General features: G+C 66.0%; 21 protein-coding genes. 17 read left to right on the top strand and 4 right to left on the bottom strand.

What is annotated here, in order from left to right; translation table 11 throughout:
• The first annotated feature begins 106 nt into the window (after positions 1-106).
• From U1763_RS00435 to lysA, 7 genes are all read left to right on the top strand, one after another.
• Complete coding sequence (locus U1763_RS00435; RefSeq protein ID WP_332753620.1) at positions 107-2,626, top strand: TonB-dependent receptor domain-containing protein; 2,520 nt, start codon at positions 107-109, stop codon at positions 2,624-2,626.
• A 222-nt stretch (positions 2,627-2,848) separates the two neighbouring features.
• Entirely contained in the window at positions 2,849-4,369 is a 1,521-nt protein-coding gene (locus tag U1763_RS00440) for a M16 family metallopeptidase (RefSeq protein WP_332753621.1), read from the top strand.
• Positions 4,370-4,399: 30 nt separating this feature from the next.
• Positions 4,400-4,720, top strand: coding sequence for a hypothetical protein (locus U1763_RS00445; protein ID WP_332753622.1), 321 nt, complete (start codon positions 4,400-4,402; stop codon positions 4,718-4,720).
• Between the two features lie 182 nt (positions 4,721-4,902).
• Positions 4,903-5,166: a hypothetical protein gene (locus U1763_RS00450; protein WP_332753623.1), complete on the top strand. Its 264-nt coding sequence runs from the start codon at positions 4,903-4,905 to the stop codon at positions 5,164-5,166.
• Between the two features lie 13 nt (positions 5,167-5,179).
• Positions 5,180-5,683 carry a methyltransferase domain-containing protein gene (locus U1763_RS00455; RefSeq protein ID WP_332753624.1) on the top strand — a complete coding sequence of 168 codons (504 nt, stop codon included), beginning with the start codon at positions 5,180-5,182 and terminating at the stop codon, positions 5,681-5,683.
• Positions 5,680-5,943: a hypothetical protein gene (locus tag U1763_RS00460; RefSeq protein WP_332753625.1), complete on the top strand. Its 264-nt coding sequence runs from the start codon at positions 5,680-5,682 to the stop codon at positions 5,941-5,943. Before U1763_RS00455 ends, U1763_RS00460 begins: the two co-directional genes overlap by 4 nt.
• A gap of 20 nt (positions 5,944-5,963) precedes the next feature.
• Positions 5,964-7,196 (top strand): diaminopimelate decarboxylase, encoded by a 1,233-nt coding sequence (lysA, locus tag U1763_RS00465; RefSeq protein WP_332753626.1) that lies wholly within the window; start codon positions 5,964-5,966, stop codon positions 7,194-7,196.
• A 13-nt stretch (positions 7,197-7,209) separates the two neighbouring features.
• Here lysA and U1763_RS00470 read toward each other — a convergent pair whose 3' ends face one another.
• Complete coding sequence (locus U1763_RS00470; protein WP_132734421.1) at positions 7,210-7,488, bottom strand: metal/formaldehyde-sensitive transcriptional repressor; 279 nt, start codon at positions 7,486-7,488, stop codon at positions 7,210-7,212.
• 290 nt (positions 7,489-7,778) lie between these two features.
• Here U1763_RS00470 and U1763_RS00475 point away from each other — a divergent pair, with 290 nt between their 5' ends.
• The 8 genes from U1763_RS00475 to U1763_RS00510 all read left to right on the top strand — a co-directional run bounded on the left by U1763_RS00475 (position 7,779) and on the right by U1763_RS00510 (position 19,331).
• Entirely contained in the window at positions 7,779-7,919 is a 141-nt protein-coding gene (locus U1763_RS00475) for a hypothetical protein (RefSeq protein WP_332753627.1), read from the top strand.
• A gap of 57 nt (positions 7,920-7,976) precedes the next feature.
• Positions 7,977-9,722, top strand: coding sequence for an ABC transporter permease (locus tag U1763_RS00480; protein WP_332753628.1), 1,746 nt, complete (start codon positions 7,977-7,979; stop codon positions 9,720-9,722).
• 17 nt (positions 9,723-9,739) lie between these two features.
• Entirely contained in the window at positions 9,740-11,056 is a 1,317-nt protein-coding gene (locus tag U1763_RS00485; RefSeq protein WP_332753629.1) for an ABC transporter ATP-binding protein, read from the top strand.
• A 112-nt stretch (positions 11,057-11,168) separates the two neighbouring features.
• On the top strand, positions 11,169-12,191 hold the full coding sequence (locus U1763_RS00490; RefSeq protein ID WP_332753630.1) for a LacI family DNA-binding transcriptional regulator: 1,023 nt from the start codon (positions 11,169-11,171) through the stop codon (positions 12,189-12,191).
• Between the two features lie 153 nt (positions 12,192-12,344).
• On the top strand, positions 12,345-14,828 hold the full coding sequence (locus U1763_RS00495) for a TonB-dependent siderophore receptor (RefSeq protein WP_332753631.1): 2,484 nt from the start codon (positions 12,345-12,347) through the stop codon (positions 14,826-14,828).
• A 199-nt stretch (positions 14,829-15,027) separates the two neighbouring features.
• Entirely contained in the window at positions 15,028-16,824 is a 1,797-nt protein-coding gene (locus U1763_RS00500; protein ID WP_332753632.1) for an alpha-amylase family glycosyl hydrolase, read from the top strand.
• The gene (locus U1763_RS00505; RefSeq protein WP_332753633.1) at positions 16,821-18,137 is read left to right on the top strand and encodes an MFS transporter; all 1,317 of its coding nucleotides are present in this window, start codon (positions 16,821-16,823) and stop codon (positions 18,135-18,137) included. The genes U1763_RS00500 and U1763_RS00505 overlap by 4 nt, the downstream gene beginning before the upstream one ends.
• Before the next feature lie 186 nt (positions 18,138-18,323).
• Positions 18,324-19,331: a LacI family DNA-binding transcriptional regulator gene (locus U1763_RS00510; RefSeq protein WP_332753634.1), complete on the top strand. Its 1,008-nt coding sequence runs from the start codon at positions 18,324-18,326 to the stop codon at positions 19,329-19,331.
• On the opposite strand, the gene U1763_RS00515 is transcribed toward U1763_RS00510, so the two are convergent.
• The 3 genes from U1763_RS00515 to U1763_RS00525 form a co-directional block, all read right to left on the bottom strand.
• On the bottom strand, positions 19,303-20,532 hold the full coding sequence (locus U1763_RS00515) for an MFS transporter (protein WP_332754383.1): 1,230 nt from the start codon (positions 20,530-20,532) through the stop codon (positions 19,303-19,305). The genes U1763_RS00510 and U1763_RS00515 overlap by 29 nt on opposite strands.
• 5 nt (positions 20,533-20,537) lie before the next feature.
• The gene (locus tag U1763_RS00520; protein ID WP_332753635.1) at positions 20,538-22,853 is read right to left on the bottom strand and encodes a TonB-dependent receptor; all 2,316 of its coding nucleotides are present in this window, start codon (positions 22,851-22,853) and stop codon (positions 20,538-20,540) included.
• 99 nt (positions 22,854-22,952) lie between these two features.
• Positions 22,953-24,041: a Gfo/Idh/MocA family protein gene (locus U1763_RS00525; protein ID WP_332753636.1), complete on the bottom strand. Its 1,089-nt coding sequence runs from the start codon at positions 24,039-24,041 to the stop codon at positions 22,953-22,955.
• A 104-nt stretch (positions 24,042-24,145) separates the two neighbouring features.
• Between U1763_RS00525 and U1763_RS00530 the strand changes: the two genes are divergently transcribed.
• Entirely contained in the window at positions 24,146-24,976 is an 831-nt protein-coding gene (locus U1763_RS00530) for an aldo/keto reductase (protein ID WP_332753637.1), read from the top strand.
• The gene (locus U1763_RS00535) at positions 24,973-26,040 is read left to right on the top strand and encodes an LLM class flavin-dependent oxidoreductase (RefSeq protein ID WP_332753638.1); all 1,068 of its coding nucleotides are present in this window, start codon (positions 24,973-24,975) and stop codon (positions 26,038-26,040) included. Before U1763_RS00530 ends, U1763_RS00535 begins: the two co-directional genes overlap by 4 nt.
• Positions 26,041-26,117 lie beyond the last annotated feature (77 nt).

Here is a 26,117-nt window from a genome sequence, read left to right on the forward strand (position 1 = left end):
GCAACCTCATAAAGGTAAAGCACCCGTGAGATCACCCGACAGGATATATTGCGACACTCTACAGGTTGGTCGTTTTTCTCTAGCGGTTCTCGCATTCAACTGGTCGGTGGCGGGTATTTGCCAGTCTGGGGCGCTTCCCGCTGCGCCAGTCAACGCCGATCCCGATGCAACACCCGCCCGGCTCGACGCATTGGATACGCGTCACGATATCGTCGTCGTAGGCCGGCGCGGGCAGGTCGACACCGCGATCCTGCCGCTGGCGACGTTGGATGCGGGGGCGATAGCCGCGACCGGCGCGACCTCGATCGATGAGTTGCTTCGTACCATTCGCGGGGTGACGCAATCGGGCGACGGGCAGGAGCCGATCTTCCTGCTCAATGCGCAACGCGTGTCGGGATATCAGGAGATCGGCAATCTGCCGCCGGAAGCGATCGAGAAGGTCGAGGTGTTTCCGGAGCCGGTCGCGCTCCAATATGGCTATCCACCGACCCGGCGGATCGTGAACTTCATCACCAAGCGCCGGTTTCGCCAGCTGTCGCTGAAGCAGGCCGATGGGACGTCGACACGCGGTGGTGCGGACAATGCCAACGCGCATCTCGATTTCACGCGGCTGCGCGGCGACGGTCGCCTGACCCTGTCGCTGGACGCCCGTCATACCGATGCGCTGCTGCAATCGCGGCGTCGCGTCTTGCCGGATCCGGACGTGCCGTTTGACGCGAGGGGTAACATCACCGGTGTGCTGGCAGGGGGCGAGATCGACCCGGCATTGTCCGCAATGGTGGGGCAGGTCGTGACGATCGTCCCGGTGCCGGCGGGGCCGCTATCGGTCGGCATGGTTGGACTGGACAGTTTTGCGGCGAACGCAAACCAGCCGCGGCTGTTCGATCTGTCGCCGCTGCGTACGCTCGCACCCGCGAACGACACGATCCACGGCGAGGCGGTGATCGCCAACCGGATCAGTCGAAAGCTGTCCGGTTCTCTGACGCTGACCGCGGACCATAGTCGCGAGCGGACCGTGTTCGGCCCCGCCAGCGCGACGTTCATGCTGCCTAGTGGCAATCCGTATTCACCGTTCAGCCGGGACGTGCTGCTCCAGCGCTACCTCGTCGAGGCGCCGCCGCTCAGCCAGCGCACCGATATCACCACGCTTCATGCCGGTACCGTGGTGCGTGGCGCATGGCGGGGCTGGCAATGGGACTGGACCGGTACGCTCGATATGCAGCACCGGGACGGCATCGTCGCCAAGGCGATCGACATCACCGCCGCCAATGCTGCGATCGCCGCCGGCGCCGATCCATTCCGGCCGTTCGATTCCGCGCTCCTTGCCACCCGGCTTGTCGATCATACCGTGCAATCGACCTATGGTGCCGGGACCAAATTCGTTGCGACCAACCGCCCGTTGCGCCTCCCCGCGGGCCGCGTCACGTTGACCGCCACCGTCGAGGGCGACCAGATCGGTACGGACAGCAGCACGCGCGGCGCCACGCCCTCCGCGATCGCCTTCGATCGCAGCCGGGTCGAGGGCGCAGTCGCGCTCGACCTGCCGATCGCATCACGCCGTGAGGATGTTCTGCCTTGGATCGGCGAGCTGTCGGCCAACACCTCCGCCAGCGTCCGCCAAGTCGGCGGTTTCGGCACTTTATCGGACTCTACGCTGGGCGTGAACTGGGCGCCGTTCACCGGCCTGCAGCTGTTGGCGCAGTTCAAACGGTCGGCCGTTGCGCCGACGCTGGACCAGCTTGCCGGGCCGCAGATTTCGGCGCCACAGGTTTCGTTGTTCGACTTCGCTACCGGCCGCTCGACGCTCGTCACGCTGTTTCTGGGCGGCAACCCGGCGCTGTCCGCGGAGCGTCGCCGGACGCGTTCGATCGGCGCGACCGTCAAACCGTTCGCCAAGAGCGAGCTTCGGATCGGCGCAACCTACGAGGCAACTGAGATCCGCGATGGCATCCAGACCATCTATGCGCTCACCCCCGCCATTCAGGCGGCGCTGCCCGATCTGTTCGTCCGCGATGGCGCCGGCGCACTGGTATCGGTCGCTTTCCGTCCGACCAACGTCTTCCGAGAGCGTCAGCGGACGCTGAACATCACACTCGCCGCCAACGGCCAACTCGGTCGCGCCAAGCCTCCTACGACGCCGGATGGTCGGCCGCCCGACCGCCCGACCTTCTACGGCGGGATCGGCCCGACGCTCCGCTTTGCCGACCGGATCGCGCTCAGGCCGGGGGCGCCGATGCTCGACCTGCTGGCCGGTGACACGCTGTCGGGTGGCACGACGCAGCGACTGGCCGGCTATGGCTATGGGGGTTTGAGCTATCTCGGCAATGGCGGCACGTTCGACTTTTACTGCACCGGCGGGGCCACCGTTCGCGGGACGGTCGCCGCATCGACCCTGACATTCGCGCCTCTGTGCAAGATCAATCTCAGCGGTTCGCTGAGCATCCACCATTTTCTGCCACACGAGAATTGGACCCGGCATCTCGGCTTCAAGCTCGAAGTCGCTAACATAACCGACGCGCGTCAACGCGTGCGTGATGCGACCGGCGTCGTTCCCTATCGTTATCAGCCGGATCTGCTCGATGCCGTCGGCCGCAGTGTAGTCCTGTCGCTCCGCAAACTGTTTTGACCTTCAGGGCAGTCGTCCAGCTGGAGATTTAGCACCGCCGGACTAACATCCCGTTAGCGGTGCGCCGATCAACGGAAGATCACGTTGGTTCGATGTCGTACGTCAGTAAAATATCGCTGGTCCCGCCCGTCACGACTGGCGCCACCGTGTTGCCGCAAATGCCCCGCATAATCCATAAAATCCGATGTCGCGCGGCGTTCGGATAGGAGCGGGAGATCAGGCGTGCGTTTCAGGAACGTCTCGACGGTGCCATTGCACTTGGGTCTGTTTAGTCTTGCCGCTACTGTTGCACAGGCGAACGAGGGCCGTAGCCTCGCTGCCCTCAAGGCAAAGGCGAGCGTGACGCGATCGTCTTCGGCCGATTGGCAGCCGGCGATGACGGGACGCCTGAAGAACGGCGTGCGCTTCGCTATTCTTCCCCGGCGCGGGGACGAACCCGGCATCGGCGTGCTGATGCGGAACGAGGGTGGCTTTATCGAGGAGCACCGCCCGGGCGAACGCGGGCTCACCCATCTGATCGAACATCTCGTCTTCACCAGCCCGACGATCGATACGCCCGACGAACTTCGGCATTTTCCCAAAGTCGGCTTGCCACTGACCTTTCCCGCGCCCTCCGCCGCGACGACGAGTTGGCGGGAATCCAATTACTTCGTCTCGACAAGAACGACCAGCATGACCGATCTCGACACGCTGCTGGGACTATTCCGCGAGGTGGCGACCGACTTGACGTTCCGTGCGGACGCGGTGGACGATCAGCGCGCGGACGTGACCCGCGAAATGGCCGAAAAAACGCTCGGGAACGACATCTACGCCAGGTATATCGCAGCCGTCGCACCTGGGTCTCCGACTGACGTGATCGACGCCCAGAATTCGGACGACGTACCGACAGCAAGCATCGCCACGATCAGGGCTCTCTATCAGCGGTTATACCAGCCCGAAAACATGATGATCGTGATCGTCGGAAACGTCGATCCGGTAAAGACGAAGGCGCTGATCCGCGAGCATTTCGGCAGTTGGCGGCACGCCGGGCAGGCTACCGCGCATGTCGCCGTGCCAGCGCTTCAATCCGACCGCATCGCACCGATCAGCGTCGCAGCGCTGCCCCAGGGGCGAAGGACCGCGCTGATGACGGCGGTGATGCCAACGGCTCCGCCGCTGCCGACCCGCGGACAACAGATCGACGCTATGCTGCTGGAGATGCTGGTGCTCCGCGCGGTCAACACGCGGCTGAGCGCAATGCAACCAGACAGTCCACCGGGCAAGGTCGGGCTCTACATCGAGAACGGTGAGCAGGGTCACCGGCTGATCATGCTCTGGGACAATTTTGCGGGCAACGCATGGCACCCCGCCATTGCCGGTCTGGCCCGGGTGAGGTGCGCGATTGATAGTGGCGGCTTCTCCGATCAAGAATGGGACGCGGGACAGCGCGCTTTGATCCAGGATCTCGACCGGCGCACCAGCACCATGGGCCAAGTCCAGAACGTCGAACTGGCCAAGGACCTTTCTCACGCTTTTGCCGCGGGCAGGGCGCTGATCCCGCCCAGCGCATTATTGCGACGCGCGCAGACCCGTCTTCCAGCGATCGATGCACAGGCGGGCAACTATTGGTGGCGTCAGCAATGGCGTGCCGGGGTTCGCCATGTCCGGGTGGAATCGCCCGATCTCGCCCCAATGGCGGGTGACGGGAGCGCGATACGGACATCGATTGCCGAGGCATCTAAGACCGGCTGCGACGGTCTCTGAATTTTTCGGGACTTAGGAAAGGAGGTCGACATGGTGGGCGATCTGATCGTCATGATCGCTGCATCGGCCGGGCCAACCACGGTTGTCCCCCTCGCGCTGGAATTCGACCTCGCCAAGGTTCGTACCAAAGAAGTGACCTGCGCGGATCGAACCGGCTCTGACGACGTCGTCGTGTGCGCGCCAAAGGGGATGGATATCTGGCTCGGCGATGTACGGGGTTTTGTAGCGAAGCCCGTTCGCGCGGAATTCACCGGCCCCCTGAAAGCCGAGACCACCCTCCACGCGATCCAGCAGACAAGTCCGGTAGCCACGACGCCCGCCGCCGCCGTCACCTTCAAATGGCGATTTTAACGCCGCCGGATCACGACCGCCTGGCGCAGGGTCGAGCCCGCTGGATCGACTGCCCCCCACCTCCGCGGAATACTATGCTGGTACTATGCGATCGGCGCGGATCGATCTCGAAGCGCTATGCCGTACCTCGTAAATCCCGGGGGCGGGCAGGACGCTCGCGATACGAAAGGTACCGAGGCGAGATGTCGTCTGAACCCATATCGGAGCCCGATCCTACCGGGCTCGTCATCTATGTCGGCCAGGATCGCGCGGGCCATTGGCTGGTCCAGGACAGCAGGCGCAACCTGGAAGGCCGCTTCATCTCCTACGGCGCGGCGATGCGCTACGCGCAGGCCGAACGGGATATCTACCATGCGAGCGTCGAGATCGCCGACCTGCCGCTGACGCCGCTCGTGTCCTTTGCCCCCTTCGGTCGCGACGAGCGGGCGCTGCCACGTGCGGCTTGATCGGGAGATTGCGATGAACGTTCATGCTCTTCCCGTCCGGTTGCGGACGGCGGTCGGCGGTAACACGTCGCGGCACCCGTCAAAGGCCGCCGTGCAGGACCCGCGCTGGCCCCAGATCGAGGGCGCCCTGTCGGCATTGCGGACGAATGGCCGACACGCGGTGCGCATCGTCGATGCCCAATGCGGTGCCGGGACGCTGCTGTTGCACGCCCTGGCGGAGGCGCGGCGGCTCGGTTTTACCGCGATCGAGGGGCACGGCATCGATCGATCGCCACTGTTGATCGGCCGTGCGCGGTCTGCCGCGCATCGTGTGGTCGACCCGGCGATCGGCCTGGATTTCGAGGCTGCGGACATGGTCACGGCCTTGCGCGACGAGCAGGACCTGCCCGCCGATATCGTGATCTGCCACGACTCCGCGCGGGCGCGGCAGCCTGACGCGCGGCTTGCGCTGTGCAAGGCCGGGCGGATCGTCATCGACGATCAGGCCAGTTCGCATGATCGCGACATCGCGGCATGACCAGGCGCGATATCGCGTGGCGTACGGTCGGGCTGGTCATGGCAGCCGGGGCTTGCGGCGTGGCCGCGGCGATGAACGGGTCGGCGCTGGCGATGCTGGTGTTTCCGATCGCGTTGCTCGGCCTGACGCTGATGATCAACGGCAAGCGCGTGGCGGTGGTGCTGCGCGCCGAACGGCATGGCCACGGACACACCGCCGAAGCGATCCATGCCGTGCGCCTTCGTCGCACCCGCCGGCGCGCCGATCCGCCCTATTCCTGATTATCGGACACCGAAAACCCATGACCTATTTCAGTCCGCGGGACGGCGTCCTGTGCGCCGAGCGCGTGCCGCTGCCCGTCATCGCCGAGGCGGTTGGCACCCCCGTCCATGTCTACTCCGCCGCCGCGCTGCGCGATGCGGCACAGCGGTTCAGGGCGGCGCTGTCGATCCTGCCACGCGTGCGCGTCGCGTTTGCCGTCAAGGCGAACCCGAACGGCGCGGTGCTGCATCTGCTGGCCGGGTGCGGGTTCGGAGCCGACATCGTCTCGGGGGGCGAGATGCGGCGCGCGCTCGACGCGGGGATCGCGGCGTCCGACATCGTCTTCTCGGGCGTCGGTAAGACCGACCGTGAACTCGCCGACGCACTCGCTGCCGGCGTCGGTCAGTTCAATCTCGAACTGGAGGAGGAGGGGCGGGTGCTCGCTGCTCTGGCCCGCGCGCAGGGCAGGCGGGCGACCGCGGTGCTGCGCGTCAATCCCGACGTCGATGGCGGCACGCATGCCAAGATCTCGACGGGGCGGCGCGGCAACAAGTTCGGCGTGGCGATCGCCGACGTGCCCGCAATGTACGATCGCCTGTCCCGCCTCGAGGGTCTCGATCTGGTCGGGGTCGCGTTGCACATCGGTAGCCAGCTGCGCGATCTCGCCCTGCTGGAGGAAGCCTATGATCGGATCGGTCAGCTCGTGGCGGACTTGCGCGCGCGCGGCCATGTCGTCGGCCGCGTCGATCTCGGTGGTGGTCTCGGCATCCCCTACCGCGCCGACGACGTCGTTCCGACGCTCGACGCCTATGCCGCCATGGTCGCCAGGGTCACGCGCGACTGGGATGTCGAACTCACGTTCGAGCCGGGGCGGGTGGTCGCCGGGCTTGCCGGGGTGCTGCTGACGCGGGTGATCTGGGTGAAACCGGGCGCCGACCACCCCTTCGTGATCGTCGATGCCGCGATGAACGACCTCGCGCGGCCGGCGCTGTACGATGCCTTTCACCGCTTCGAAGCGGTCATGCCCGACGGCGAGCGGATGGTCGCGACGATCGCCGGCCCGGTCTGCGAAAGTGGCGACGTGTTCGCGGTCGCGCGCGACATCGACCGTGTCCGCCGCGGCGACCTCGCCGTGCTGCATGCCACGGGAGCCTATGGCGCGGCGATGGCATCGACCTACAATTGCCGCGCGCTCAGTCCGCAGGTGCTGGTCGACGGCGATCGGTTCGAGATCGTCGCCGATCGCTATCTGCCCGAGGAGTTCGCGGCTTAAAGGGGTGGCGTGATCAGGTGAGATACGCGTGGACGATTTCGACCAGCTCCTCGGCCGCGACCGTGCGCGGATCGTCACGCGCGGTCGCGGGATCGATCATGTGCTCGCGGATATGATCCTCGATCACCTCGGCGATGAACCCGTCGAGTGCACCGCGACACGAGGTCGCCTGTTGCAGAACCCGCGCGCACTCACGGTCTTCCTCGATCGCACGTTCGAGCGCTTCGATTTGTCCTTTCAGCCGCTTGAGCCGGTTGAGTAGCTTCTTCTTCTCTTTTTCGACATGGCTCATGGCCGACGTGCATCACCCTCTTGATCTATACCCCCCTAGGGTATAGCGGGCGCTCGTCGCGGCGCCAAGGGCGCCCCGGCAGGTGACGCAATCGCGGCACCGGTAACGAACAGGACGCACATGAAACCCCGATCTACCCCCTTGTCCGGCGATGGCGACAGTAGAGGCTTTGCCCTGCTGACGATCACGGCTGGACGTCCCGGGTTCGGGCACGCCGTTCGGCGATCGCAGGTGCGATCCGGCTGAGCGTCTCTTCCGGACTCGCTTTACGAGCCCGGAAGAGACGCCTGATGACCATTATCGTTTTCTGCACGATCCAGCAGGATCGCGCCATTCACGCTGCGCTAGCCGCCGCACCGCTTCATCGCGGCCGTATCCTGAGGGGATGGGCGGCAAGTGGATCGCGCACCGTAGCCGAGCTCTCGGCATGACGCGCATCTGTCACGCGACGACGCTAGCGCGTCCCGTCGGCGGGGAGGGATGGCGTCGTGACTGATACGGTAGCAAGTGGCGGCCGGGTCCGCTCGTTCTCGCGCATCCTCCGGCTGACCCAGCCCAACCGCGCCGACGTCACCGCCTTCGTGCTGCTGATCGGCATCGCCGCGCTGCTGGTCCGCGGCGCAGAGGGTGTGGCCGAGCCGTTGTCGCACCTGCGCGTCGAGCCGGTGACTCTCGATCCGCGGTATCTGCCCTATTACGCGCTGCGCACCGTGATCCGGATGTTCGCAGCACTCGCGGCGAGCCTCGTCTTCACGCTGGTCGTCGCGACGCTGGCCGCGCGCAGCCGCCGCGCCGGGCAGATCATCGTGCCGATGCTCGACATCCTGCAATCGGTGCCGATCCTCGGGTTCCTGACCTTCACCGTAACCTTCTTCATGGGACTGTTCCCCGGCCAGATCCTCGGGGTCGAGCTGGCCGCGGTGTTCGCGATCTTCACAAGCCAGGCGTGGAACATGGCGTTCAGCTTCTACCAGTCGCTGCGCTCGGTGCCGTCCGACCTCGACGAAGTGACGCGCGGTTTCGCCCTGTCGCCGGTGCGGCGCTTCCTGCGCCTCGACCTGCCGTTCGCGACCCCGTCGCTGGTCTGGAACGCGATGATGTCGATGTCGGGCGGCTGGTTCTTCGTAGTCGCCTCCGAAGCGATTACGGTCGGCAACACGACCGTGACCCTGCCCGGGGTCGGCTCGTGGCTGGCGCTTGCGATCGCGCGCAAGGACTTCACCGCGATCGGGCTGGCGGTGCTGGCGATGGGGATTGTCATCCTGCTGTACGATCAGCTCGTCTTCCGGCCGGTCGTCGCCTGGGCGGATCGCTTCCGGTTCGAACAGACCGCCAGCACCGAGCGGCCGCAATCCTGGGCCTATGATCTATTCCGCCGCACGCGCCTGCTGCCCGTGCTGTTCGCGCCGGTCACCGCGCTCGGCCAACTGCTGCTGAAGCTCGACCGGGGCAGGGCACGCCCGCGCGAGCGCCGCATCCGCGAACCGAGCGTCGTGTTGGAACGGCTGTGGCAGGCGGCGGTCCTGGTATTGGTGGTCGCCACGCTCTGGCTCGCGGGACGTTATGTCTTCGCGACGCTGCGGCTCAGCGATGCGGTCGCGGTGTTCGGCCTCGCCTGCATCACGATGCTGCGCGTCGTCGTGCTGATTGCGCTGGCCAGCCTCGTCTGGGTGCCGGTTGGCGTCTGGATCGGCCTCAACCCCAAATGGGCGGAACGCCTGCAACCCGTCGCGCAGTTCCTCGCGGCGTTCCCCGCCAACGTCCTGTTCCCGTTCGCGGTGATCGGCATCGTCCACTGGCGGCTGTCGCCCGATATCTGGCTGTCACCGCTGATGATCCTAGGCACGCAATGGTACATCCTGTTCAACGTCATCGCCGGCGCCAGCGCGATCCCGACCGATCTGCGCGAGGCGGCGGGGATGTTCGGCGTGCGCGGCTGGCAATGGTGGCGGCAGGTCGCGCTGCCGGGCGTGTTTCCCTATTACGTCACCGGTGCGCTGACCGCATCGGGCGGATCGTGGAACGCCAGCATCGTCGCCGAAGCGGTCTCGTGGGGGTCGCAGAAGGTCGAGGCGCACGGGCTGGGCACGTTCATCGCGAAGGCGACCGAGGCCGGCGACTATCCCCGCGTCGCGCTCGGCATCGCGGTGATGTCGATGTTCGTGATCGCCTTCAACCGGCTCGTCTGGCGTCCGATGTACGCCTTTGCCGAACGCCGTCTCCGGCTCGCCTGATGTCGAAAGGACAAGACATGGCAACAGCATTTCTCCGCGCCCCGGCCAGCCGCCCGCTCGTTCGGGTCGAGCATGTCAGTCATCGCTATGGCCGCGGCGATGGCGGCGCGCCGGTGCTCGACGACGTCAGCCTGACGCTGCACGAGGACGAGGTCGTCGGGCTGCTCGGTCGCTCGGGCTCGGGCAAGTCGACCCTGCTGCGTTCGATCGCCAGGCTGATCCGGCCCGACGAGGGGAGCGTACGGTTCGCCGACGTTTCCGACGGTCCCGCACATACGATCAGCATGGTCTTCCAGACGTTCGCGCTGTTCCCGTGGCTGACCGTGCTCCAGAATGTCGAGCTTGGCCTCGAAGCGCAGCGCGTTCCGGCGGACGAGCGGCGCACCCGCGCGCTGGCGGCGATCGACCTGATCGGCCTCGACGGGTTCGAGAACGCCTATCCCAAGGAATTGTCGGGCGGGATGCGGCAGCGCGTCGGGCTGGCGCGCGCGATCGTCGTCAATCCGTCGCTGTTGTTGATGGACGAACCCTTCTCCGCACTCGACGTGCTGACCGCCGAGACGTTGCGCACCGACCTGCTCGATCTGTGGGCGGAGGGGCGGATGCCGATCAAGTCGATCCTGATCGTCACGCACAATATCGAGGAGGCGGTGCTGATGTGCGACCGCATCCTCGTCTTCTCGTCCAACCCCGGCCGCGTCGCCGCCGAGCTCAAGGTCGACCTGCCGCAACCGCGCGACCGCCTCGATCCCGCCTTCCGCAAGCTGGTCGACGACATCTACGCGCAGATGACCGCGCGCGCGCCGGCCGAGCCGGTCCGCGACGGGCTGTTCCCCGGCATCGGCATCCAGATGGTGCTGCCTCGCGTCTCGACCAATGCGCTCGCCGGACTGATCGAGGAAGTCGACGCCAGCCCGTTCGACGGCCGCGCGGCGATGGCCGATCTCGCCGACCAGCTCCAGCTGGAGGTCGACGATCTGTTCCCGATGGCGGAGACGCTCCAGCTGCTGCGGTTCGCCGAGTTGCAGGGGGCGGACATTCTCCTGACGCCGGCGGCGCGACGCTATGCGCAGGCCGATGTCGACGCGCGGAAAGCGCTGTTCGCGCAGGCGTTGCTGGCGCATGTCCCGCTCGCGCAGCACATCCGCCGCATCCTCGACGAGCGCAGCGGGCATGTCGCCCCGGCGCGCCGGTTCCGCGACGAGCTGGAGGATCATATGTCGGAGGACTACGCGGACGAGACCTTGCGGACCGTGACGCATTGGGGCCGCTATGCCGAAGTGTTCGCGTATGACGAGGATGCGGACCGGTTCAGCCTGGACGATGCCGTGTGATCCGGCGCTTCGCCGCGGTCCGCGTGGTGGTTTAAGGGACCGCGGGGACGGCATGAACCACGGGTACCCGTTTTCAGTTGGGTTGCTCGGAGAGGCGTTTGTATAAGACGGGATGACCGACCCCATCATTCCGTCGACCAAACCACGAACGATCAGCGATCTTGCCAAGTTGGCGGGTGTGCACCCGGGGACGGTATCGCGCGCCTTGGCGGACAATCCGCTCGTGAACCCGGAAACGCGGGCGCGTATCCAGGCCTTGGCGCATGAGCATGATTTTCGCCTCAATCAGATGGCGAGCCGATTGCGGACGCAGAAGACCAACGTGATCGGCGTCGTCGTGCCGCTCGGCCATGAGCGCCGCCAGCACGTGTCCGATCCGTTCTTCATGGCGATCCTGGGGTATCTTGCCGACGCACTGACCGAGGCCGGGTACGACATCATGTTGTCGCGGGTCATCCCGGATGCGAGCGACTGGCTCGAGCGGATCGTCGACTCTGGCATGCTCGACGGCGTGCTGCTGATCGGGCAGTCGGACCAGTTCGAGGCGATCGAGCGGGTGGCGCAGCGCTATCGGCCGCTGGTGGTCTGGGGCAGCCATATCGAAGGCCAGCATCATTGTGCCGTCGGTGTCGATAACCGCGCCGGCGGGTTGCGTGCGGGACGACGGCTGATCGAACGCGGATGTCGCCAGATCGCGTTCTTCGGCGAGATCCGCACGCTCGAACTGAGCGAGCGTTACGCCGGGCTGCAACAGGCGACGCAGGAGGCGGGGCTCTGCGAACCGATCCAATGCGCCACCCATCTGGCCTCCGATGTGATGTCGGACGAAATCGCCGGCCATCTCGATCGTCTCTGCGGCAGGATCGACGGCATCGCCGCTGCGTCGGACGTCATCGCGATGCACACGATCCGGGTCCTCGCGGACCGCGGCATTGCCGTGCCGGGTGGCCTGCCCGTGATCGGGTTTGACGATCTGCCGCTTGCCAGCACGATCGTCCCGCGGCTGACGACGGTGCGCCAGGACATTCAGGAGGGTGCATCAGCGATGATCGCCGCGTTGTTTGCCCGACTGGGGGGCGAAGACGCGCCATCGGTCGTCATGCCGGCCGATCTCATCCTGCGCGATTCAGCCTGACCGCCGCCCACTGCCAGTAATAATGATGCGAAAAAGTCACACCGGAAACGTTTGATCGTCGCACCGCAATCGATTGTTGCAATCCATTGCATTGGCGCATACCGGCTCTGCATATCAGTCCGCGGTTACGGCGGATCCTGCAGGAGAGGGTATATGAAGACAGCATCCTATTGGCTCGTCGGCGCAGCGCTCGGCACGGTTTTGCCCTTTGCCGCCGCCGCACAGGTCGCGCCCGCATCGGCGCCTGCGCCGGTTGCCGAGACGACCACGGACACCGCCGAGGCCGGCAACGACATCGTCGTGACCGGCACCTCGCGCCCCGAGCGTCGTCTCACCACCAGCATCACGGTCAGCGCGCTCGACGCGACGCAGATCGCTCAGGCCGCGCCGCTCGGCAGCGCCGATCTGGTCCGCAACATCCCGGGTCTGCGCTCCGAGGCGTCGGGCGGCGAAGGCAATGCCAACATCGCAGTGCGCGGCCTGCCGGTCGCCAGCGGCGGCGCCAAGTTCGTCCAGTTCCAGGAAGACGGTTTGCCTGTCCTCGACTTCGGTGACATCGCGTTTGCGACCGCGGACGCGTTCGTGCGCCCCGACAACAACGTCCAGCGCGTCGAGGTCGTCCGTGGCGGCTCGGCATCGACCTTCACCAGCAACGCGCCGGGCGCGATCATCAACTTCATCAGCAAGACCGGCAAGACCGCGGGCGGCAACATCTCGCTGACCAAGGGCATCGATTTCGATCGGACCCGGATCGATGCCGATTACGGTGCACCAATCGGCGACGACTGGAGCTTCCATGTCGGCGGGTTTTACCGGATCGGCGACGGCGTGAAGGACATCGGCTACAACGCCGAGAAGGGCGGCCAGATCAAGGCCAACGTCACGCGCACCTTCTCGAACGGCTTCGTCCGGATCAACGCCAAGTATCTCGACGACAAGGCACCGGTCTATATCCCGGTCCCGGTCAGCAACACCGGCACGAACAGCGATCCCAAATTCGGTGCGTTTGCGAACTTCTACCCGAAGAGCGACACGCTCCAGTCGCCGAACTTCCGCTCGGATCTGTCGGTCGGCCTGAACGGTCGCCGTATCCGCACCGATATCGCCGATGGCTATCGGACCAAGGTGCGCGGCATCGGCGGCGAAGCGTCGTTCGATCTCGGCGGCGGCTGGACGTTCGACGACAAGTTTAACTACGCCAAGAATTCGGGCGGCTTCACCTCGCCGTACGCAGCAAATGTGAACACCGCCGCGTCGTTCGCGAATTCGATCGGCGGCGCGGGCGCGACGTTGCGCTATGCCACCGGTCCCAATGCCGGTCAGACGATCGCCAACCCGGCGGCGCTGAACGGCAACGGCCTGGCCAGCAACTCGCTGCTGTTCAATGCGACGCTCGAAGACTTCACGAACATCACCAACATCCTGACGATCGGCAAGGACATCAACGGCGGCAGCCTCGGCACGGGCTCGCTCACAGCAGGCTATTTCAAGTCGCGCCAGGCGGTGAAGATGGACTGGCACTGGAACAGCTATCTGCAGGAGGTCAACGGCAACGAGCCTGCGCTGCTCGACGTCTTTAACGCGGCAGGCCAGCCGATCACGCAGAACGGGCTGATCGCCTATGGCGAGCCGGTGTACGGCAATTGCTGCCAGCGCTATTACGATGTCGATTACACCATCGACGCGCCGTATCTGGCGGCGACGTGGAAGACCGGTCGTCTCAACCTCGACGGCAGCGTCCGCTACAACAGCTCGAAGGCGAAGGGCATTTACGCGTCGAACGCGCTGACCGTACTCGACGTCAATCAGGATGGCGTGATCCAGGTTCCCGAACAGACCGTTCCGGTCGTCAGCCTGTCCGCCGCCAAGCCGGTGAACTACCGCAAGAACTATTTCACCTGGTCGGTGGGTGCGAACTACGAGATCAAGAACGATCTCGCGCTGTTCGCCCGAGTCAGCCGCGGTGCGCGCTTCAACGCGGATCGCGTGCTATTCGGCGGCGGTGTCCGTGATGACGGCAGCATCGCCGACGACGTCGCGGTGAACTTCGTCAACCAGCAGGAGGCGGGCGTGAAGTTCCGCTCGGGTCCGTTCTTCGCCAACGTCACCGGCTTCCGCGCGACGACCGCGGAGTCGAACGAGATCATCATCCCGCAGCAGCGCACGATCAACAATCGCTACCGCTCCTACGGCGTCGAGCTCGAAGCGGGCGTCGATTACGGCGTGTTCCACCTGACCGGCGGCGCGACCTACACGCATGCCCGCATCATCGAGAGCGAGCTGACCCCAGCGCTGAACGGGAATACGCCGTATCGCCAGGCGGACCTGATCTTCCAGGCTTCGCCGTCGATCATCGTGGACAAGCTGACCGTCGGCGCCAACGTCATCGGCACGACGTCGTCCTATGCGTCGGATCTCAACCAGCTGAAGATGCCCGGCTATGTCCTGACCGGTGCGTTCGCATCCTATGCGATCACGCCTGCGGTCCATGTCTCGGTCAATGCGCAGAACCTGTTCAACGTGCTGGCGATCACCGAGCTGGGGCTGGCGACCGACACGCTGCCGACGAACGGTATCAACACCGCGCGGGCATTCCCCGGCCGCAACATCAGCGCAACGATCGGCCTGAAGTTCTGATGACAGGCCGTGGTCCCGGATGCCAAGGACGGCACCCGGGACCATCGTTAGACTGCCGCGGCACGGGCGATGTCCTGCCGCGCGAATACGAGGTGGACGGATTGGAACAGCAGACAGCCTTGCACCCGTCATGTCGGGCGTCATGCCGGGACTTCGGTCCGGCAGGCGCCGCCCGTCTCGTGCGGGGGGCGTGACCGTCATGGCCACCACATCGTCCGAACTGGACACCCGACTGCGCCAGCATGGTACCACGCTGCGTCGTCAGCTCGAGCGGCTGTACGGCGCTACGCACGACGGCGACGCCTTGTGGTCGCGGATCGAGGCCGTGCTCCGCGACCGCATGGCCGAGCGTCCGGCGGTGATGCGGGCGCTCGACGTCACGCGCATCGCGGATCGCGACTGGTTCGTCGCGCCCGACATGATCGGCTATTCGACCTATGTCGATCGCTTCGCCGGAACCGTGTCGGGCCTGACCCGAAAGGTCGAGTATCTCGATACGCTGGGGGTCCGGTATCTCCACCTGCTCGCGCTGTTGAAGGCGCGTACCGGCGACAGCGACGGCGGCTTTGCGGTGGCGGATTATCTGAGCATCGAACCGACGCTCGGGACGATGGCGGATGTCGAGGCGCTCTGCGGCCGCCTGCGTGCCAGCCGGATCAGCCTGTGCGTCGACCTCGCGCTCAATCACACCGCGGACGACCACGTCTGGGCGCTGAAGGCCAAGGCCGGCGATCCGCACTACCGCGACTATTACATCGTCCTCGACGAGGCCGAGGCGGCGGCGCGCGAAACCGTATTGCCCCAAGTATTCCCGACCACCGCGCCGGGAAATTTCACGCACGTGCCCGAGATGGGCGGCGAAGTCTGGACGACGTTCTACCCGTTCCAGTGGGACCTCAATTGGGCGAACCCCGAGGTCATGCTGGCGATGGTCGACACGATGCTGCGGCTCGCCAATCACGGGTTCGAGGCGTTTCGGCTCGATTCCACCGCGTTCCTCTGGAAGCAGGCGGGGACGGATTGCCGCAACCTGCCGCAATCGCATTTCATCGTCCGCGCGTTGCGCGCTGCGCTCGACATCGTCGCGCCGGCGACGTTGCTCAAGGCCGAGGCGATCGTGCCGACCGCGTTCGTGCCGCCCTATTTCGGCGCTGACGAGGGCGAGGGGTTCGAGCCTGAATGCCACCTCGTCTACAATAATTCGATGATGGTCGCCGGCTGGGTCGCGTTGGCCGAGCAATCGGCGGCGTTGCCCGCCGCGATCGTCGACGCCAGCGGCGGGCTGCCGCATGGTGCGAACTGGCTGACCTATGCGCGCTGTCATGACGATATCGGCTGGGGCGCGGTGCTGGGCGATCTGCGCGGTATCGACCCCGATCCCGAAGCGCGGCTGACCGACGCCGCGCACTTCATCGAAGGTACGGGCGACAGCTGGGCGCGGGGCGTACCGTTCCAGTCTGACGGTTCGGCGCTGCACGGCACCAACGGCACGCTGGCGTCGCTTGCCGGACTCGAGGCGGCCACCGACGACGTATCGCGGGAGACGGCGTACCGGCGTATCGCGTTGCTCAACACGCTCGCCGTCGCCAGCGGCGGCGTCGCGACGATCTACATGGGCGACGAGGCGGGGATGCTGAACGACTATGCGTATCGCGACGACCCCGACCGGGCGCATGAGGGACGCTGGCTTCACCGGCCGCAGATGAACTGGTCGGCGCTCGATACCCCCGCGGCGACGCGGATCGCCCGCGACCTCGCCCGGTTGCGCGCCGCGCGCGTAGCCGGTTCAGGGGCGGGTGCACCGACCCTGCTGGCGACCGATGCATCGGTTCCGGCGCTGCTCGGGATCCGCTGCGGCACCGATCGCGTGTATCTCAACTTCTCGGATCGTGCGGTGCCGTTGTCGGATACCGGCACCGACCGCCTGTCCGGCAGCGCCGCGGCTGCAACGCTCGCACCCTGGCAGGCCGTGTGGCTCATGGGAGATCGCGCATGAAACCCCGTCTGTCGCTGGCGCGCATCATCGAGATGAACCTCGGGTTCCTCGGCCTGCAGTTCTCGTTCGGCTTGCAGCAAGCGAACATGGCGCCGATCTACGGCTATCTCGGCGCCGACGAGGCGTCGATGCCGCTATTGTGGCTGGCGGGACCGATGACCGGCCTTCTTGTCCAGCCGCTGATCGGCGCACTGTCCGACAAGACCACCAGCCGGCTGGGCCGGCGTACGCCGTATTTCCTGGTTGGTGCGATCCTGTGCAGCCTGTGCCTGTTGGCGATGCCGTACAGCCCGGCCCTGTGGGTCGCCGCCAGCCTGTTGTGGATCCTCGATGCCGCCAACAACGTCACGATGGAGCCCTATCGCGCCTATGTCGGCGACCGGCTGTCGGAGGACCAGCGACCGACCGGCTTCCTGATCCAGGCCGCGTTCACGGGTCTCGCGCAGACGCTCTCCTATCTCGCGCCCTCGCTGCTGGTGTGGTGGGGGATGAACAAGGATGCGGTCGATGCCAACGGCATTCCCGACATCACCCGGATCGCTTTCCTCGTTGGTGCGGTGCTGTCGCTGTCGACGATCGTCTGGTCGGTGATCCGCGTCCCCGAACTGCCGCTGTCGGCTGATGAGCGTGCGGCGATGCAGGCCGACAAGGTCACGTTCGGCAGTGCGTTGCGCGATGTCGTCGCCGCGATCCGCGATATGCCGCCGGCGATGCGCCAACTCGGTGTCGCGATGCTGTGCCAATGGTATGCGATGTTCGCCTATTGGCAGTTCATCGCGTTCGCGCTGGCGCGTTCGCTTCACGGCACCGCCGATCCTGCAAGCCAGGGGTTTCGCGACGCCGCGCTGACCGTCGGGCAGATCGGCGCATTCTACAACGCGGTCGCGTTCGTCAGCGCGCTTATGCTGGTCCCGGTGACGAAGCGCTACGGCGCACGCGTCGTCCACGCGGTGTGCCTCGCCGCGTCGGGTGCGGCGATGCTGGCGATCCCCGGTATCGGCGTCGAGGGCTGGCTGTACCTGCCGATGATCGGCATCGGGCTCGGCTGGGCGAGCATGATGGGCAATCCCTATGTCATGCTGACCGATACCGTCCCGCCAGCGCGGTTCGGCATCTACATGGGCATCTTCAACATGTTCATCGTCGTGCCGATGATGATCGAGAGCCTGACCGTGCCGTTGTTCTACCGGTCGCTGCTGGGCGGCGATGCGCGCGCGATGCTGTACGTCGCGGGAGCGCTGATGCTCGCCGGAACCGTCGCGACGCTGCGCGTGAACGCCGGGGGGCCGAAGCGGGCTGTCGCCGATCGGTAAGGTTACGGCACGCACAAGGGCCGCCCCTGCAATCCTATTACCGATGGTCGACGACCTTGGTCGACAAGAACGAAGGATTTTCGTGGTGCGCGGCTGGAAGGTCGATAGGAAGACTGTACAGCCTTAAGCCTGCGGCGATGTCGGACCGGAGTTTCCGAAGCGCGGGCGGCGAGGGAAGGGGACTGCGTGCGGCCAACGATCAACGATGTCGCACGACTTGCCGGCGTGTCCATCAAGACGGTGTCGCGCGTCCTGAACAACGAAGCACGCGTGTCGGATGCGACGCGCGCGCGGGTGACGGCGGCGTTCGCGACGCTCAAATACCGGCCGAACATGGCGGCGCGAACGCTGGCAGGGCATCGCAGCTTCCAGATCGCGCTCGCCTGCGACAATCCCAGCCCCTATTACGTGTACGAGATGCAGTCGGGCATCCGCGACCGCTGCCTGCTCGATGGTGTGCGGATGATCGCGCAGCCCTATGACCATGATTCCGACCGGCTGATCGACGATATCGAGAGCCTGATCGATGGATCGGGTGTCGACGGACTGATCCTGACGCCGCCCGCGACCGACTATCCCGAGGTGCTGGCGCTGATGGCGCGTCGCAACGTCCGGTTCGTCCGCGTCTCGCCGGGCACCGATCTCGACCTCACCGCATCGGTGTTCATCGACAATATCGGCGCCGCGGCCGTGATGACGCGGCATCTGCTGGCGCTCGGCCACCGCTGCATCGGCTTCGTCTCGGGGCATGCGAGCTATGCGACCAGCGTGCAGCGACTTGCCGGCTATCGCGCCGCGCTCGATGAAGCCGAGATCGCGTTCGATCCCGTCCTGGTCCGCCCCGGCGACTATGACTTCGCGTCGGGCGCCGACGCGGCCGAGGCGCTGCTCGCGCTCCGCCTGCCGCCCACCGCGATCTTCGCCTCGAACGACGACATGGCAGCAGGGGTGCTCAGCGTCGCGCACCGCCGCGGGCTGTCGGTGCCGGCCGACCTGTCGATCGCGGGCTTTGGCGACGACGCGATCTCGCGCTTCGTCTGGCCCGCGCTGACGACGATCCGCCAGCCGACGCGGACGCTTGGCTACACGGCGGCCGATCTGCTTCTCGCCGCCGAGTTCGCGGTGAAGCGGATCGAGGTCCCATTCGAACTGATCCGCCGCGACTCTACCGGGCCGGTTCGATCCGCGGGATGAGCAGCTGGATGAACCCCAGCGCCAGCAGATAGCTGACCGCGCAGATCGCCAACATCGGCGCATAGCCAAAGCCATGGCCGAGCGACCAAGCGGATAGCTGGATCATCCCGATCGACCCCATGTTGCCGCAGAACGCCGCGATCCCGATCGTCGACCCTACCGACCGCGCCGGCATGACGTCGGTGGTCAGCGCGAAGACGTTGGTCGAAAACCCCTGATGCGCGAACAGCCCGAGCCCGAGCACCAGCGCCGCGGTCCACGGGCTTTGCAGCGACAGCACGATCGGCACCGGCAGGATCAGCAGCGCATACAGGAGCAACGTGGATTTCCGCGCACGGTCGAGGCTCCAGCCGCGCGCCATCAACCGGGTCGGCAACCAGCCGCCGGAGAGCGCGCCGCAAGCCGCCAGTGCATAGACGAGCGCTACCGGGAGTCCGACCTGACCCTGCGGCAGTCCGAACAGCCGGTGGAACAGATCGGGCAGCCACGACAGCATGAAGAACCAGACCTGATCCGACAGCACCTTGGCGACCGCGATGGCGAGCGTCCGGCGATCCTTGAACAGATCGATCCAGCGGATCGGCGCGGGGCCGCCGGTCTCGGCGATCGCGGCGGGCATCTTGAACGCGAACCACGCAACGACCCAGACCAGCCCTAGGCCACCGGCGACGAGGAACGCCGCGCGCCAGCCGAACGCGATCGCCAGCGCCGGGATGACGAGCGGGGTGATGACCGCACCGACATTGGGCGCGGTGTTGCCGATCCCCAATGCGATCGAGCGGTCCTTGGGGCCGAAATAGGTCGCTGCGGACTTGACCGCGGCTGGCGTGCCGATCGACTCCGCCGCGCCGAGCACAACGCGCGCGCCAATGAATCCGCTCACGCCCGACACGAACGCGTGCGCCATCCCGGCGAGGCTCCATACGAAGACCCCCGCCGCAAAGCCGATCCGGAGACCGACCCGGTCGATGAACCAGCCGGTCCCCAGAAACGCGACCGCGGCGGCGAACTGGAACGCCGACGCCATGTTGCCGTAATCCTGGTCCGACCAGCCGAACTCGAGTTCCAGCGTCGGCTTCAACAACGCCAGGATCTGCCGATCGACATAGTTCAGCATGATCGCGAAGAACACGAGCGCCACGACCACCCAGCGCGCCTTGGATTGGGCGGGCGAGGGGGCCGGGGTGGGGCTCTGTACCATTTCCGTCAAAAGTTCAGCCTTGCGGTGATGCCGGCGTAGCGATCGGCCTCGCGCGGGATGATGTAGCGATAGGCGCCACCGGGCCCGCCACTGACGATCGACGAAGCGAAGCTGGTGTCGAGCACGTTCTTCACCTGGAGTATGATCCTGAATGCATCCTTCGCGTCGACGATGCCGGCCGAGAGATCGAGCAGGCCGTATGCCTTGATCGTGGTCGCATCGCGGATCGCGGCGCTCGCATCGAACTGCGAGATTTGGCTGGACTGGTAGGAGCCTTGCGCACCCAGCGTGAAATCGATGCTGCTGCCGGTGCGGATTCGGTAGTCGCCGCCGAGTGACCCCTTCCACCGCGGCGCGTAGCCGAGTTGCGTACCTGCGGGTACGACGCCGGTGGTCGAGCCGTTGGTCGGGATCTTGAACTGGTCGACATGCGCGTCGGTATAGGCGAGCCCGCCCGAGATGTTGAGATCGCGAACCGGGCGGTAGAGCAGGTCGAGCTCGCCGCCACGGGTCGAGATGTCGCCCGCATTGGTGAAGCGGGTGACGAGCACGCCGGCGACCACGTCGGGGTTGTTGGCCTGGAAATTGTGATATTTGGCGTAATAGGCGGCGAGGTTGACCACCAGCTTGCCGCCAAACAGCGTGTTCTTGAGGCCGACCTCATAGCTGTCGGCGGTTTCCGGATCGATCACGTTGGTGCCGGTCGCGCCGAGATTGTAGAAAATGTTGAAAGCCGGGCCCTTATAGCCGCGCGAATAGGTCGCGTAGCTGGTCGAGTGCGGCGAGACGTCGAACTGCAAGCCGCCCTTGCCGGACCAGTTGGTGTTGGTCGTCTTGCCCGCGAACGGCCCGAAGCTTGGGTTGATGCCCGGCCCCGCAAGCGTGGTGACGCGGCTGTGGAAGACGTCGAGCTGGTCGCTGGTATAGCGGACGCCGGCGATCGCGCGGAACCGGTCGGTCAGGTTGAAGACCCCTTGCCCGAAAAAGGCGAGGTTCTTGAACGTCGAGCCGAACACCGCGGTGCCGGTCGGCCGGGTGACCGTCGTGCCCGCGGTCGAGCAGGGGGTGAGCACGGTCGGCGTCGGCGTGGCGGTGCAGACGACGTCGTCGCGGCGGAACGTCCGCTCGGTTTCCGCGCGCGAGTAGAATGCGCCGACCACGTAGCTGAAGAACTGGTTCGACGGCGACGCGATCCGGACTTCCTGCGTGAAGGTGTTGCTCGTCTGCGGCCCGAAATCGTGCAGCTGGTTGGCGCCGACATAGGCGGTCGGCAGCCAGTCGCCATCGCGGATCTCGGTATTGTCGTATTCGCGGTAGGAACCGATGTACGTCACCGTCTGCGTGCCGAGCGTCGCGTCGGCTTGCAGCGAAACGCCCCAGCTCTTCTCGTCGGTATGCGTGATCAGGTCCTGGTTGACGGTACGCGACTTGTTGCCGTTGCGATCGGGCAGGACGCTGGCGGTTAGGCCTGTGGTCGGCGTGGTGCCGATGACCTCGGCGCAGCAATCGTCGTTGCTCCGCCGATAGTCGCCGATCAGCGTGAAGGTCAGGTCGGGCGTCGCATCGGCGACGACCATGCCACGAAAGCCGTAATGCTCGTACCCGTTCACGCGCCGGTTATCGTGCGCGACGTTGCGGATGTTGCCCGCGTAATTGCCGTAGAAACCGGTGAAGCGGCTCTTGATCGTCTCGCTTACCGGAATGTCGAGTGCGGCGCGCGTCCGATATTCGTTGCCGTTGCCGGTGAAGAACGCGCCCTCGACCGACCCGGCGAGCACGTTGCCGGGACGCTGGGTGACGATGTTGATGACGCCGGCGCTCGTGTTCTTGCCGAACAGCGTGCCCTGCGGACCGCGTAGGACTTCGATCCGGTCGATGTCGATCAGGTCGCTGAACGCTTCGCCCGCGCGGCTGTAGACGACGCCGTCGACGACCGTGGAGATCGATGGCTCGCCCGCGACCGAGAAGGTCGAGGTGCCGACGCCCCGGAGGAACAGCGACTGGTTGATCGTCGTGCCCGATTTGCGGAAGTTGAGCGTCGGCACGAGGTACTGCGCGCCTTCGAGGTTCACCGCACCCTGCGCGGCGATCTGCGCGCCCGAGATTACCGACACCGCGACCGGCACATCCTGCAGACGCTCCGACCGCTTCTGTGCGGTCACAACGATCTCGCCCGGCACGGACGCATCGGGCGGGCTGGCGGCGGCCTGGTCGTTCGATGCGTCCGGCGCGGACTGTATCGCTTGCGCATCCTGCGACCAAGCCGGTGCGCTCAGCCCCGCGGCCAAGGCCACCCCCGTCAGCAACCAATGCGTTTTCATGCGCGTCCCCTCCACAATTCCTACTTCACGAGTAGGTTATACAGTGTCCTGCGCTGTCATACACCAATTCGCCTTGGAGGGTGCAAAGTACCGCTTCATTCAAAACCCGAGTTCGGCCATCTCTACCACGCGCTTGGTGCGCGCGCTGACCTCCGCTGCGGTGCCGATCGCGACCGCCATGAGCCCATCGCGCGCGGTAACCTCGACGCCGATTTCGCCGCGCACCGCGGCGATGAACTTCTGGTGCTGATAGAAGGTCGAGCCGTGATGGCTGCCGGCGTCGAGTGCGGTTTGGTCGACCGCGATCACCTGACGCTCGACCCGTTTCGGATTGAGGAACCCGGTGCGCGGGCTGAACACCAGCGCGCCCTCGGGGATCAACACGTCAAGCCGGGCGGCATCGCCGACCGCGGTGATCTCCTCCTGGTTCTCGGCGCCGTCCGCGAACATCGACAGGTCGAGCATCGCGCGCACGCCGTTGGCGAAATCCACCGTCGTATAGCTGTTGTCGATGATGTCGGGCCGTTCGCCGTCATAGCGCTCGTCGACATGGTTCACGTCCATCGCGCCCGAGCAATAGACCCGGACCGGTTCCGACTGGACGATCAGCCGCATCAAATCGAAGAAATGGCAGCATTTCTCGACCATCGTCCCGCCGGTGTTGCGGCTGAAGCGGTTCCAGTCGCCGACCTTGGGCAGGAACGGAAAGCGGTGCTCGCGGATCGACAGCATCCGCAAGCGCCCGATCCGGCCGCCATGCACTTGGTCGATGAACGCTGCGGCGGGCGGCATGTAGCGATATTCCATCGCGGTCCAGAACGGCCGCGTCATCTGCGCGGCGCGGTCGACAACCCAGCGCGCGTCCTCCAGCGTCGTCGCCAGCGGCTTTTCACACAGGATCGCGACGTCCGCATCGAACAGCGGCGCCAGCACGTCGCGGTGCGTATAGTTGGGGCTCGCGACGATCACCGCATCGACCAGTCCGCTGCGCGCGAGCGCTGCCGCATCGGCAAATTCCTGCACGCCGTCGCCGCGCGGACCCAGCGCATCGCGCGCCCAGCCGAGCGACGCGCTCACCGGATCGGCGATCGCCGTCACCACCGCGCCGGTGGTGACCGCCAGGTTCTGGAGATGCTCGACCCCCATCATGCCGGTTCCGACCAAACCATAACGTACTTGCTCGACCAAGCCTATTACCCCTATTCGTGACAGCGATGTCGCAGCTTGATCCTACACCCAAAGCCATTCCCCTCGGCAAGAGCGGAATCCTTGTCAGCCCGATAGCCTGGGGCATGTGGCGGTTCGCCGGAGTCGGCGTGGCCGAAGGACGCACGCTGATCGAGGCGGCGTTCGAGGCGGGCGTCACCTTGTTCGACACCGCCGACATCTATGGTTTCGACGGCGCCGGCGGGTTCGGCGATGCAGAAGTGCTGCTCGGCCGCATCTTCGCAGACTCGCCCGGCCTGCGCGAGCGGATGGTCCTGTCCACCAAGGGCGGTATCCTCCCGCCGCTGCCGTATGATTCCAGTCCGGCCTATCTGGCGAAGGCGCTCGATGCCTCACTGACCCGGCTCGGTGTCGAGCAGGTCGACCTTTACCAGATCCATCGCCCCGACATCCTCACGCACCCGCAGGAAGCGGCGCGCGCGCTTGAGGATATGGTCACGACGGGCAAGGTGCGCGCGGTCGGCGTGTCGAACTACACGCCCGCGCAGGCCCAGGCGCTGGCGTCGTTCCTGACCATCCCGCTCGTCAGCCATCAGCCGGAGTTCTCGCCACTCCACCTCGAACCGCTCGAAAACGGGCTGTTCGATCAGGCGATGGAGCGCGACATGGCGGTGCTCGCCTGGTCGCCGCTCGGCGGTGGCCGGCTCGGTGTGCCCGCAGACGCGCGCAGCGCAGGAGTGGCGGCGGCGCTCGATCGCAAGGCAGCCGAGACGGGCGCGAGCCGGGCGGCGACCGCGTATAGCTGGATCATGGCGCATCCGGTGCGCGCGATCCCGATCGTCGGCACGCAAAACCCGGCGCGGATCGCCGAACTCGCGCAGGCGTTCGCGATCACCTGGACCCGGCAGGACTGGTACGATGTCCTGATCGCGGCACGGGGCGAGCCGCTGCCGTGACCAAATCCTGCGAAGTCAGCTGGTTCTCGGCGCTGTGCGACGACGACTACGAGTTTCTCGGCGTGCCCGATCCCCGACTGCAATCGACGTGGGAGCATTGCCGCGACATCGTCCTCCAAGCGGAGACCGGTGGCTACGACAACATCCTACTCCCCTCGGGCTATGCGCTCGGCCTAGATACGACCGCGTTCGCCGCGGCGATTGCGCCGATGCTCCGGCGGCTTGCGCTGCTGATGGCGGTGCGCGTCGGCGAAAGCTGGCCGCCGCAACTCGCGCGCCAGATCGCGACGATCGACCGGATGCTCGGCGGGCGGCTCAACATCAACATCATCTCGTCCGACCTCCCCGGCGAGACGCTGGCGTCCGGCCCGCGCTACGCCCGCACGGTCGAGCTCATGCGCATCCTCAAGACGCTGCTGAACGGCGAGCCGCTCGATCATGACGGCGAGTTCTGGAAGCTGAAGCTCGACCCGCCGCGGATCGGCACGGTCTCGGGCAAGGCGCCCTTGCTGTATTTCGGCGGGCTGTCGCCGGACGCGCGCGAGGCCGCGGCGAAAGAATGCGACGTCTATCTGATGTGGCCCGACACGCGCGAGAGGGTCGCCGACATCATCGCCGACATGACCGCACGCGCCGCTCGCCACGGCCGCACGCTGCGGTTCGGCTACCGCGCGCATATCATCGTCCGCGAGACCGAGGACGAGGCGCGGGTGTACGCCGATCGCCTGCTCTCGAAGCTCGATGCCGAGCAGGGCGCGGCGATCCGCGCCAAGTCGCTGGATTCCGGGTCTGCCGGCGTCGCGGCGCAGGCGGCATTACGTGAAGGCGCTTCGGCCGATGGCTATGCCGAGGACAATCTATGGACCGGCATCGGCCGCGCACGCTCGGGCTGCGGTGCCGCGATCGTCGGCGATCCCGACCAGGTGCTCGCCAAGCTCGCCATGTACCAGGATATGGGGATCGAGGCGTTCATCCTCTCAGGCTACCCCCACGCCGCGGAAGCCGACCTGTTCGCACGCCACGTGCTGCCCAGGATGACGCACGCGCCGCTGAACAGCCTTTAGGGCAGGCTGCCGTGCGATAGTTGGACCCCGGCTAACGTACGGCACGAACGTGCGAGTTTTACGGCCTTTCCAGCACT

Source organism: Sphingomonas sorbitolis (genome assembly GCF_036663875.1).
Lineage (GTDB): Bacteria > Pseudomonadota > Alphaproteobacteria > Sphingomonadales > Sphingomonadaceae > Sphingomonas.

Bases quoted from the DNA above. Each gene is read 5' to 3' on its own strand.
- U1763_RS00485 (WP_332753629.1), top strand. From the start codon at position 9,740: ATGGCAACAGCATTTCTCCGCGCCCCGGCCAGCCGCCCGCTCGTTCGG.
- U1763_RS00505 (WP_332753633.1), top strand. From the start codon at position 16,821: ATGAAACCCCGTCTGTCGCTGGCGCGCATCATCGAGATGAACCTCGGG.
- U1763_RS00455 (WP_332753624.1), top strand. From the start codon at position 5,180: ATGAACGTTCATGCTCTTCCCGTCCGGTTGCGGACGGCGGTCGGCGGT.
- U1763_RS00515 (WP_332754383.1), bottom strand. From the start codon at position 20,532: ATGGTACAGAGCCCCACCCCGGCCCCCTCGCCCGCCCAATCCAAGGCG.
- U1763_RS00470 (WP_132734421.1), bottom strand. From the start codon at position 7,488: ATGAGCCATGTCGAAAAAGAGAAGAAGAAGCTACTCAACCGGCTCAAG.
- U1763_RS00460 (WP_332753625.1), top strand. From the start codon at position 5,680: ATGACCAGGCGCGATATCGCGTGGCGTACGGTCGGGCTGGTCATGGCA.
- U1763_RS00495 (WP_332753631.1), top strand. From the start codon at position 12,345: ATGAAGACAGCATCCTATTGGCTCGTCGGCGCAGCGCTCGGCACGGTT.
- U1763_RS00450 (WP_332753623.1), top strand. From the start codon at position 4,903: ATGTCGTCTGAACCCATATCGGAGCCCGATCCTACCGGGCTCGTCATC.
- U1763_RS00500 (WP_332753632.1), top strand. From the start codon at position 15,028: ATGGCCACCACATCGTCCGAACTGGACACCCGACTGCGCCAGCATGGT.
- U1763_RS00520 (WP_332753635.1), bottom strand. From the start codon at position 22,853: ATGAAAACGCATTGGTTGCTGACGGGGGTGGCCTTGGCCGCGGGGCTG.
- U1763_RS00445 (WP_332753622.1), top strand. From the start codon at position 4,400: ATGGTGGGCGATCTGATCGTCATGATCGCTGCATCGGCCGGGCCAACC.
- lysA (WP_332753626.1), top strand. From the start codon at position 5,964: ATGACCTATTTCAGTCCGCGGGACGGCGTCCTGTGCGCCGAGCGCGTG.
- U1763_RS00490 (WP_332753630.1), top strand. From the start codon at position 11,169: ATGACCGACCCCATCATTCCGTCGACCAAACCACGAACGATCAGCGAT.
- U1763_RS00530 (WP_332753637.1), top strand. From the start codon at position 24,146: ATGTGGCGGTTCGCCGGAGTCGGCGTGGCCGAAGGACGCACGCTGATC.
- U1763_RS00475 (WP_332753627.1), top strand. From the start codon at position 7,779: ATGACCATTATCGTTTTCTGCACGATCCAGCAGGATCGCGCCATTCAC.